Annotated in this window: 8 protein-coding genes; 6 read left to right on the forward strand and 2 right to left on the reverse strand. The window is 72.2% G+C overall.

What is annotated here, in order from left to right; genetic code table 11:
• Positions 1-93: 93 nt before the first annotated feature.
• Both A3IG_RS0106725 and A3IG_RS0106730 read right to left on the reverse strand, forming a co-directional pair.
• Complete coding sequence (locus tag A3IG_RS0106725; protein WP_018382781.1) at positions 94-2,469, reverse strand: ABC transporter permease; 2,376 nt, start codon at positions 2,467-2,469, stop codon at positions 94-96.
• A complete protein-coding gene (locus A3IG_RS0106730; RefSeq protein ID WP_018382782.1) occupies positions 2,466-3,218 on the reverse strand; it encodes an ABC transporter ATP-binding protein in 753 nt (250 codons plus the stop codon). Before A3IG_RS0106730 ends, A3IG_RS0106725 begins: the two co-directional genes overlap by 4 nt.
• Before the next feature lie 207 nt (positions 3,219-3,425).
• On the opposite strand from A3IG_RS0106730, the gene A3IG_RS0106735 reads away from it, so the two are divergent.
• The 6 genes from A3IG_RS0106735 to A3IG_RS0106760 form a co-directional block, all read left to right on the forward strand.
• Positions 3,426-4,772 (forward strand): sensor histidine kinase, encoded by a 1,347-nt coding sequence (locus A3IG_RS0106735; protein WP_018382783.1) that lies wholly within the window; start codon positions 3,426-3,428, stop codon positions 4,770-4,772.
• Positions 4,769-5,461, forward strand: coding sequence for a response regulator (locus A3IG_RS0106740; protein WP_018382784.1), 693 nt, complete (start codon positions 4,769-4,771; stop codon positions 5,459-5,461). The genes A3IG_RS0106735 and A3IG_RS0106740 overlap by 4 nt, the downstream gene beginning before the upstream one ends.
• Positions 5,462-5,709: 248 nt before the next feature.
• Positions 5,710-7,173, forward strand: a complete 1,464-nt coding sequence (locus A3IG_RS0106745; protein ID WP_018382785.1) for an ABC transporter substrate-binding protein — start codon at positions 5,710-5,712, stop codon at positions 7,171-7,173.
• A gap of 56 nt (positions 7,174-7,229) precedes the next feature.
• Positions 7,230-8,120 carry a carbohydrate ABC transporter permease gene (locus tag A3IG_RS0106750; RefSeq protein WP_018382786.1) on the forward strand — a complete coding sequence of 297 codons (891 nt, stop codon included), beginning with the start codon at positions 7,230-7,232 and terminating at the stop codon, positions 8,118-8,120.
• A 3-nt stretch (positions 8,121-8,123) separates the two neighbouring features.
• Positions 8,124-8,990, forward strand: coding sequence for a carbohydrate ABC transporter permease (locus A3IG_RS0106755; protein WP_018382787.1), 867 nt, complete (start codon positions 8,124-8,126; stop codon positions 8,988-8,990).
• Between the two features lie 96 nt (positions 8,991-9,086).
• A partial coding sequence (locus tag A3IG_RS0106760) for a glycoside hydrolase family 38 N-terminal domain-containing protein (RefSeq protein WP_018382788.1) occupies positions 9,087-10,359 on the forward strand: 1,273 nt, incomplete at its 3' end.

Consider the following 10,359-nt stretch of genomic DNA (forward strand, 5'->3'; position numbering starts at 1 on the left):
TGGTTCCGGGCCGGCCGTGCGAGCGGCCCCGTCCCCGGCCCCGGTGCGGTGGGGACGGGGCCAGGAGCTGTGGGTTTCCGGCCATGGCGGGTGCTACTCGGTGCGCAGGGCGGTGGCGGTGCGGGTCCTGGCGGCCCAGCCCGCGGGCAGCAGTGCCCCGAGGACGGCGATGAGCACGCCGCCGAGCGCCAGCAGGGCCAGTTCCCCGGCGCCGTAGACCGTGATCACGGAGTCGGGCAGGTGGTAGCCGGCGCTGTCGCCCATGGCGGGGATGACCTCGTGGTGCAGGGCCACACCCAGCGGGACGCCCAGCGCCCCACCGGCGAGGCCGGTCAGGACGACCGAGGTGACGACCATCGCGACGACCTGTCGGGGGGTCATGCCCAGCGCCCGGTGCACGCCCAGTTCCCGGACGCGTTCGCGGGTGTCGAGCAGGACGCCGTTGAGCACCCCCAGGGCGGCGACCGCCACCAGGGTCAACGTGAGCAGTGCGGCCAGGGCCTTGAGGGCGGCGGACGAGTCGCTGCCGGCGCCGGGCTCGGACCCGCCGGGCCGGGCGGTGAGCCCCAGGGGCTCCAGTTCGGTGTTGAGCGCGTCGACGTAGCGGGCCACGTCGGTGCCGGCGGTGACCGCGACCTCGTGGCGGTCGGGCCTGAGGTCCGGTTCCGTGGTGGTGAGGGTCCTGGCGTCCACGAACAGCGCCATGCCGTCGTCCCGGGTGTCGAAAACCTCGCCCACGATCCGGACCCGGGCCGCGCCGCCTCGGCCGTTGACCGTGACGGTGTCGCCGACCTGCGTCCCGGTCGCGGCCAGGAACGGGGGCGGCACCACGGCTTCGCCCGGTCCCTCGATCCAGCGGCCGGAGATCATCTGGTAGTCGCCGAAGGACGCGTCGCCGCGGAACGCACGGACGGTGACGGCTCCGGACACCCCGCTGACCGAGGCCTCGGTGGCGGCGATCCCGTAGTGCGCGCGGGTCCCGGGCTGGGCGTCGAGCACCGCGGTGACCCTGGCTGGGTCGGGCAACTCGGGCAGCCCTGTCTGCGGTTCCTCGGGCGGGCCCTCGGCGGGCGCTGGGGCGGGCCCTGCGGCGGAGTGCTCCGGCGGGGTGAACTCCACGACGACGTCGGCGGTGCTGTGTTCCTTGGCGGCGATCACCTCGTCCACCGACGAGCCCAGGCCCAGGGTGAAGGTGACGGCGGCGGCGCCGAACACGACCGCCGCGCCGACGCCCAACGTCCGGGCGGGCCGCGCGAAGGGGCGGGCCAGGCCGAGGGCGACCGGCCGGGGCAGCGGGAGCCGCCCGGCCAGCCGGACGGCCCGTCTGCCGCGGCCGGTGGGCCCGGTGCGCCCGACGGCGATCGCGTCCACGGTGCGCAGCCGTCCGCCCCGCCAGGCGCTGGCCCAGGCGGTCGCGGCCACCACGCCGAGCACCCCGGCGACCACGGCCACGTCCACCCACGGCTCGACGGCCAGGGCGGACGTGCGGTAGGCCGTCTCGGTGTCGGACAGCAGGGGCACGGCGAGCAGGTGCCCCACGACCAGGCCGAACGCTGCGCCGACGGCCGAGGGGACGAGGGCCTGGGCCACATGGGCCCGCACCACCTGGGCCGGGGTGAAGCCGACGGCCTTCAACACGCCAATCCGACGCAGACCCGAACTGACGGTGCCGGAGACCACGTTGCCGACGATGAGTGCCGACATGGCCAGGCCCAGGAGTCCAAAGGCGACGAGGAAGGGGACGTACAGGGCGGTGTCGCGCTCCGCCTCCTTCTTCGCGGTCAACCAGGACCTCGCCCCGGTCACCGCCCCCTCGGGGACGCCCGCCGTCACCGCCGCGCGGCCCTCGGTGATCTGGGCGGCGGTGTCCGCCTCCGTGAAGCGGTAGAGCATCTGGTACCCGCCGGCCGTGCCGGGCGGGGTGAGGGCGGCGACCTGCGAGGGCGCCACCCAGGCGTCGGCGGTGCCGGTGACCGAGCGGGCGGTGCCGACGATGGTGAGGGCCGGGGCGCCGGGAAGGTCGGGGAACTCCAGTTGTTCGCCCACCGGCCGCATCCCGAGGTCGGCGGACATGACGATCTCGCCGGGCCCCGTGGCCCACCGCCCCGAGGTCAACGTGACGTCGTCAACCGCTCCCTCGGGTTCGGCGCGGCCGACGACGGCGAGCAGCGGCCCGAACTCCGACGCCGCCGACACGGTGCGGAACGGGCCGGAGGCCGCGGCGACCCCGGCGGTGTCGGCACTGGCCTCCAGCCGCGCCGCGGTGGTGCGGTCCGCGTCGAACTCCACGGACAGGTGCGCGCCGTGCTGGTCGGCGAAGGCGTCGTCGAACGGCGCGCTCGAGGCCACCAGCAGGGAACCGCCGAGGACGGACGCGGCCACCGCCATCATCGTGGCGAGGAGGATCACCAGGGTGGACACCCGGCGGCGTCCCACGCCGGAACGCACGACGCGGCCGAGGGCGCTCATCGGGCCTGCTCCGAAACGATGTCGGCCGAAGCGGTGCCGTGCGAGGCGATGTCGCGGGAGGCGGTGTCGCGGGAGGCGGTGTCGGCGGTGATCCGGCCGTCCGTCAGCCGGACGGTGCGGTGGGTGCAGGACTCGGCCAGGCCGACGTCGTGGGTGACCACGACGAGCGTCTGGCCGTCGGCGTTGAGGTCGGCCAGGAGCCGGCTGACGTCCTGGCCGGAGGCCGTGTCCAGGGCCCCCGTCGGCTCGTCGGCCAGGAGCAGCGGCGGGCGGTTCATCAGGGCCCGGGCGATGGCGACGCGTTGGCGTTCCCCGCCGGAAAGCCGGCCCGGGTAGGTGTGGGCGTGCCGGTCGATCCCGAGGGCCTGGAGGAGTTCCGCGGCGTGGCGGTGCGCCTCGGCGCGGGGGGTGCCGGCGAGTTGGGCGGGGAGCAGGACGTTGTCGGTGACGGTCAGGTCGTCGAGCAGGTTGAAGAACTGGAAGACCATGCCGATCTTGGCCCGCCGCAGCCGCGCGGACGCCGCCTCGCCCATGTCGTCGACGCGCACGCCGTCCACGGTGACGGTTCCGGTGTCGGGGCGGTCCAGGCCCGCGACGAGGTTGAGCAGGGTGGACTTGCCGCTGCCGGACGGGCCGAGGATCGCGACGGCCTCGCCGGGCAGGACGGTCAGCGACGCGTCGCGCAGCGCGGGCGGCCCGTCGTCGTACCTGCGGGTCACCTGTTGCAGCTCGATCACGGGCGTGGGCATCAACGGCTCCTTCGGTCGGTGTGGCGTTGGGGACGCTAGGTGCGCCGCGGGTTCGGCCACGTCGGCCGCCGGAGGCATTTCGGGTACCGCGCCGGGGTGAGGCCGCGGGAGGTCATCCCTGCGATGTAGGCGGCTGGTGTATCCCGCCGGTCCGGGACGGTCGTCGGACGGATGCCGCGGCGTCGGGGCGGCGGCGAGAATGAGCCGGTGATCAACGTGGGTTCGGTGAGGGACCGGCTGGGCGCGGCGGTCCGCCTGGTGACGCGGCCGACGGGTCCGCGTCCCAGGCCCGCGTTGCGCGGCCAGGTGTTCGACGTGGCGCTCGCGCTGCTGCTGTGCGTCGGCGCCACCGGTTACGCCCTGGACGCGGCGGACGGCCAGGTGCGGATCGCGGGGGACGGCAAGGTGCCGGTGGACCAGGCGGACAGGGGCAGGTTCGTGTACCCGGTCGGGGGCCAGGTGTACCCGATCTTGGTGCAGGTGGGGAAGCCGGCCGGGCCGGGCGGGGTCGCCGGTCTCGTGGCGCTGGCGGTGGTCGCCTCGTTGTCCCTGGCCCTGCGCCGTCGCTTCCCGCTCTCCGTGCTGTGGACGGTGATGGTCACCGCGGTGCTGACCCCGCACGACATGGTGAGGCTGACGTTCTACGCCCTGGTCATCGCTGTCTTCAGCGCCGCGGCCTACAGCCCCTACCGGGTGCCGACCCTGGCGACGCTGCCGGTGTCGCTGCTGGTCGTGAGCACGGGCGCGGAAGCGGCCACCGTCCCCTACCAGTACGTCCGGTACGTCCCGATACTCATCCTGGTCACCATGGCCCTGGTCGCCCACGGGCTCCGCGCCTGGAAGCTGTGGGCCGACGAGAGCCGGACCCGGCTCACCGCGCTGGAGCGCGAGCAGGCCGAGGCGTTGCGCAGGGCGGTGGAGCTCGAGCGGGCCAGGATCGCCCGGGAGCTGCACGACGTGGTGACCCACAACGTCAGCGTGATGGTCATCCAGGCGGGCGCGGCCCGCAAGGTCATGGCCGCCGACCCCGGGCAGGCCGGTGAGGCGTTGCTCGCGGTCGAGGCGGGCGGCCGGGCCGCCATGACCGAACTCCGCCAGGTGATGGGGCTGCTCACGATGGACGGCGACGGTTCGGACCCGGCCGACACCGCGGACCTGACGCCGCAACCGGGTCTGCGCCAGTTGGAGGCGCTGGTCAAACGGCTGCCGGACAGCGGGGTCGCGGTTGACCTGAGCGTGGTCGGGCCGGCGCGTCCCCTGCCGCCCGGGGTGGAGCTCACCGCGTACCGGGTGGTGCAGGAGGCGTTGACCAACACGGTGAAGCACGCGTCGGGGGCGAGGGCCACGGTGACCATCGAGTACGGCCAGGACCGGCTGCGGGTGGAGGTCGCCGACACCGGGGGCAGGCCGGGCGCGACCGCGGGCACCGGCAGCGGGCGCGGGCTGGTCGGGCTGCGCGAGCGCCTGGCCGTCCACGGTGGGACCCTGCGCACCGGACGGCGTCTCAGCGGCGGCTACCGTGTGGAGGCGACGATTCCCCTGGAGGCACCGTGACCGGGTCGCTGCGCGTGGTGGTGGCCGACGACCAGACACTGGTCCGAACCGGCTTCCGGATGATCCTGACGGCCGACGGGATCGACGTGGTCGCCGAGGCCACGAACGGTGCCGAGGCCGTCGAGGCGGTGCGGCGCACCCGACCGGACGTGGTCCTGATGGACGTGCGGATGCCGGAGCTCGACGGGCTCGAGGCGACCCGGCGCGTCCTGACCGGCGCCCCGGACGAGCCACGCGTGATCATCCTGACCACCTTCGACCTCGACCGCTACGTCTACGCCGCGCTGACCGCGGGGGCCAGCGGCTTCCTCCTGAAGGACGTCACCCCCGAGCACCTGGTCGCCGCGGTCCGCACGGTCCGCCGTGGTGACGCGCTCCTCGCGCCGTCGATCACCCGCCGCCTCGTGGAGCGGTTCGCGCACCGGGACCGCGGGAGCGCGGCGGTCCACCGCGACCTCGCCTCCCTGACGCCGCGCGAACTGGAGGTCCTCGGCCTGCTGGCCCGGGGTATGAGCAACGCCGAACTCGCCGGCCGCCTGCACCTGTCCGAGGCGACCGTCAAGACCCATGTCGCCCGCATCCTCGCCAAGCTCCAGCTCCGCGACCGGGTCCAGGCCGTGATCACGGCTTATGAGACCGGACTGGTCAGCGTCGGGGAACGGCCGGACGACGCGTCACACGGGAACTGAACACAAACGAGCAACGAGTTCGTGGCCGTTCCGGGGGCCCGGTCTCCCTTCCGAATTTCCCTCCCCATTCCATGAAATGCCGTGTCAGAGCAACGGCACCGAGCACAGTTTCGTCACAACCCCCACCGATCACGTACAGACGCCACGTGGTTGAACGCCACAGCGCAAGGGCAGTTTTACGTTCCGGCACCACACCGTCCGTCCGAGGGTCCCACCCGCATGCCCGCCTTCGGCCAGAAGGAGCCGCCATGAACGCAACGCCGGCACGTCCCGCACGGCCCGTACGTTCCGCCTCCTCGTCACGCCCGGCAGCACGGACCGCGAGCCCGCGGGGCGCCGCCGGGCGACCGCGGCACAGACCGCTGGTCGCCGGGACGCTGGGCGCCGCGCTGGCCCTGTCGCTCGCCGCGTGCGGGGGCGGGTCGGACGGCGGGGGCTCGAGCGACACCGTCGAGGTGGTCTACAACCGCAGCACGGACAACAACAACCGCTTCATGGACGAGTACCTCCAGAACGTCAAGGCCGAGTTCGAGGAGGCCAACCCCGGGAAGAAGGTCAAGCTCACCCCGATCACCGCCCCGCAGGGCGACTACTACTCCAAGGTCCAGCTCATGCTACGTTCGCCGCGGACCGCCCCGGACCTGGTCTACGAGGACACGTTCCTGATCAACTCGGACATCGAGAGCGGGTACCTGACGCCGCTGGACGACTACCTGGGGGACTGGCCGGACTGGTCGAAGTTCGTGGACACCGCGAAGGCCGCCGCCAGGGCGCAGGACGGCAAGACGTACGGCGTCCCGGACGGTACAGACACCCGCGGCCTGTGGTACAACAAGCGGCTCTTCGAGAAGGCGGGGCTGCCGGTGCCCTGGGAGCCGAAGAACTGGGACGAGGTGCTGGACGCCGCCAGGACCGTGAAGAAGAAGCTGCCCGGCGTCATCCCCATGCACGTCTACACCGGCAAGGGCCCCGGCGAGGCGGCGTCCATGCAGGGGTTCGAGATGCTGCTGTACGGCACGGGCGACGGGACCGGGCTCTACGACGACGAGCGGGACAAGTGGGTCGTCGGCAGCCAGGGCTTCCTGGACTCGCTCGAGTTCCTGGACACCGTCTTCGAGGAGGAGCTCGGCCCGCCGCGGGAGCAGGCGCTGGACCCGAACGTCGAGACCAGCGTGGCCACCCAGTGGCTGCCCGAGGACAAGCTCGCCATCGACCTGGACGGGTCCTGGATGGGCAACAAGTGGATCAAGACCGGTGCCAAGCCCTGGCCGCAGTGGTCACAGGTGCTGGGGCAGGCCGCCATGCCGACGCAGGAGGGGCAGGCCCCCGGCAAGGTGAGCATGTCCGGCGGCTGGACCTGGGCCATCCCCGCCAAGTCCAACAACGCCGACCTCGCCTTCGAGTTCATCAAGTCCCTCCAGACCCAGAAGAACGCGGTGGACTACAACATCCGCAGCGCCAACATCGCCGTCCGCCAGGACGTGGCGAGCGACCCGGCGTACCTGAAGTCCATGCCGGGGGTGGAGTTCTTCACCGGCCTGGTGAAGTACACCAAGTACCGTCCGGCGCTGCCCGCCTACCCGCAGGTCTCCACCGCGATCCAGGAGGCCATGGAGGCGGTGACCACCGGCCAGGCCGACCCCGCGAAGGCGCAGCGGACCTATGACGAGACGGTGAAGAGCGTCACCGACGGCGCGGTCACCGGCGGTTGACGCCGATGGGGGCGTTGACGACGACGTCCGGCGCGCGCGGGTCCACCAGTGGCCCCTTGGCCACCGGTGGGCCCGGCCGCGGGTTCCGGGCCCGCCGGACGCTGCTGCGGGGGCTGCCCCTGGTCCCGGCCGTGGTGCTGCTGGTGGTGTTCATGGCCGGGCCGATCGGCTACTGCGTGTACTACGCGTTCACCGACATGCGGCTCACCGGTTCCGCGGAGACCACGTTCGTCGGGTTCGACAACTTCACCAGGGCGCTGGGCGACGACAACTTCCGCAACGCGGTGTGGCTCACCCTGGTCTTCACCGTCCTTTCCTCGATCGTCGGCCAGAACACCCTGGGTTTGGCCCTGGCCGGGCTGATGCGCAAGGCGTCCCGGACGGTGCGCGGGGTCACCGGCACCATCGTGATCGCCGCCTGGGTGCTGCCGGAGATCGTGGCCGCCTACCTGCTGTACGCGTTCTTCCGCCGGGAGGGGGAGCTCAACTCGATCCTGGACGCCCTCGGCCTGCCCGAGCAGAACTGGCTGTACACCCTGCCCATCCTGGCCGTGTCGGTGGCGAACGTCTGGCGGGGCACGGCGTTCTCCATGCTGATCTACTCGGCGGCGCTCAACGACGTGCCGCAGGAGTTGAAGGAAGCCGCCGAGGTGGACGGCGCGGGCCGGTGGAAGAAGCTGTGGTACGTCACGCTCCCGCTGATCCGCCGGTCGATCGGCACCAACCTCATGCTCAACACGTTGCAGACCCTCTCGGTCTTCGGCCTGATCTACGCCATGACCAGGGGCGGACCGGGCAACAAGAGCCAGACCCTGCCGCTGTACATGTACGAGCAGGCGTTCAAGAACAGCCTCATCGGCTACGGCACCGCGGTCGCCCTGATGTTGCTGCTGGTGGGGGCGTTGTTCTCACTGGTGTACCTGCGACTGCTGCGTACGGAGGTGTGAACGGTGGCCCCGACGAGGACGATCCCGCGCGGCGCCCGCACGGGCAGGAACCGGCGCCGCGCCGAGGGGCTCGCGGTGCACGCCGCGCTGCTGCTGGTCGCGGCGTGCTTCGTGCTGCCGTTCCTGTGGCTGCTGCTGGCCTCGGTGAACGGCACCGCGGACCTGCGGGCGAGCGCACCGGACCCGTTCACCCTGGACAACTTCGACGCGGTGCTGAACACCGAGACCACGTACCGGCCGATGCTCAACAGCCTGGTGCTGTGCGGCGGGGCCACCACGTTGTGCGTGGTCTGCGCGGTACTCGCGGCGTACCCGCTCTCCCGTTACCGCTCCCGGCTGAGGCGTCCGTTCCTGCTCACCGTCCTGTTCTCCACGGGACTGCCGATCACCGCGGTGATGGTGCCGGTCTACGGCATGTTCGTCCAGGTGGACCTGATCGACACCATGTACGGGACGGTCTACTTCCTGGCCGCCTCCGCCCTGCCGTTCGCGATCTGGCTGATGAAGAACTTCATGGACTCGGTCCCCACGGTGCTGGAGGAGGCCGCCCGGACGGACGGCGCGTCCGCGATGCAGACCCTCTACCGGGTGGTGCTGCCGCTGATGTGGCCGGGGGTGACGGTGGTGACGATCTACACCTTCATCGCCATGTGGGGGAACTTCTTCGTGCCCTTCATGCTGCTTCTCTCACCCGACCAGCTCCCCGCGTCGGTGAGCATCTTCACCTTTTTCGGGGCGCAGGGCACCGTACAGTACGGGCAACTGGCCGCGTTCTCCATCCTGTACTCGACCCCGGTCGTCGTCCTCTACGCGCTGATGTCCCGCAGGCTGGGCGGGGGCTTCGCGCTGGGTGGCGCGCTCAAGGGGTGAGGTCCCCCGGTGGTCCGCCCGGGTGGCGCGCCCGCCGCACCCACCACCAGCCGCTCCGACTCGACGTTCCCGACGCCCTTTGCGGAGGTATCCGACGTGCACGACGACCGACTCCAGGTGGAGCAGCGCCTCGACCGGGTCCTGCGGGAACGCATCCGTCCCGCGGTCCACGCCGACCGGGTCCCGCTGACCGCCGAGGTCTGGCACGCGCCCGGCGAACCGGTGCCGGTCGCCGAGGGGCTCGGCGCCGCCTACGCCCCGGTGGCGGTGGGTGAGGCCTGGGGGCCGCCGTGGGGGACGAGCTGGTTCAAGCTGACCGGCGCGGTGCCGAAGCGGTGGGTCGGACGGGCGGTGGAGGCGGTGGTCGATCTGGGCTTCGGCACCACCCAGCCGGGGTTCTCCGCCGAGGGGCTCGTCTACCGGCCGGACGGAACCGCGGTCAAGGGGCTGCACCCGCGCAACCAGTGGGTGCGGATCGCTGACTCCGCCACCGGCGAGGAGGAGGTGACGCTGTACGTGGAGGCGGCCGCCAACCCGCTGATCGCCGGACCGGTGACCCCGTTCGGCGACACCGGCACCGCCCCCACGGCACCGCTGTACCGGCTGACCCGCTGCGACCTGGCGGTCTTCGACGCGACCTGCTGGGATCTCGTGCAGGACCTCGAGGTGCTCGGCCAGCTCATGCACGAGCTGCCGGTGGAGACCCCCCGCCGGTGGGAGATCCTGCGCGCGGTGGAACGCTGCCTGGACGCGCTGGACCTCGACGACGTCGCGGGCAGCGCGGCCCGGGCCAGGGAGCAGCTCGCCGAGGTGCTCGCCGCCCCGGCGCACGCGTCGGCGCACCGGGTGTCCGCGGTGGGTCACGCGCACATCGACTCGGCGTGGCTGTGGCCGCTGCGGGAGACGGTCCGCAAGGTGGCCCGCACCGCGTCCAACGTCACCGCGCTGATGGACGACCACCCGGAGTTCGTCTTCGCGATGTCCCAGGCGCAGCAACTCGCCTGGATCAAGGAGCACCGGCCCGAGGTGTACGCCCGGGTCCGGGAGAAGGTCGCGGCGGGGCAGTTCGTTCCGGTGGGTGGCATGTGGGTGGAGTCGGACACCAACATGCCCGGGTCGGAGGCGTTGGCCCGGCAGTTCGTGCACGGCAAGCGGTTCTTCCTGGAGGAGTTCGGGATCGAGACCGAGGAGGTGTGGCTCCCGGACTCCTTCGGCTACTCCGCGGCGCTGCCGCAGTTGGTGAAGCTTTCCGGCTCGCGCTGGTTCCTCACCCAGAAGATCTCCTGGAACGCCACCAACCCGTTCCCGCACCACACCTTCTGGTGGGAGGGCATCGACGGGACCCGGGTGTTCACCCACTTCCCGCCGG

Source organism: Wenjunlia vitaminophila DSM 41686 (genome assembly GCF_000380165.1).
Taxonomy (GTDB): Bacteria; Actinomycetota; Actinomycetes; order Streptomycetales; family Streptomycetaceae; genus Wenjunlia; species Wenjunlia vitaminophila.

What these genes read in the sequence shown, in the direction of transcription:
- A3IG_RS0106725 (WP_018382781.1), bottom strand. Translation starts at nt 2,469, where the DNA reads ATGAGCGCCCTCGGCCGCGTCGTGCGTTCCGGCGTGGGACGCCGCCGG.
- A3IG_RS0106730 (WP_018382782.1), bottom strand. Translation starts at nt 3,218, where the DNA reads ATGCCCACGCCCGTGATCGAGCTGCAACAGGTGACCCGCAGGTACGAC.
- A3IG_RS0106745 (WP_018382785.1), top strand. Translation starts at nt 5,710, where the DNA reads ATGAACGCAACGCCGGCACGTCCCGCACGGCCCGTACGTTCCGCCTCC.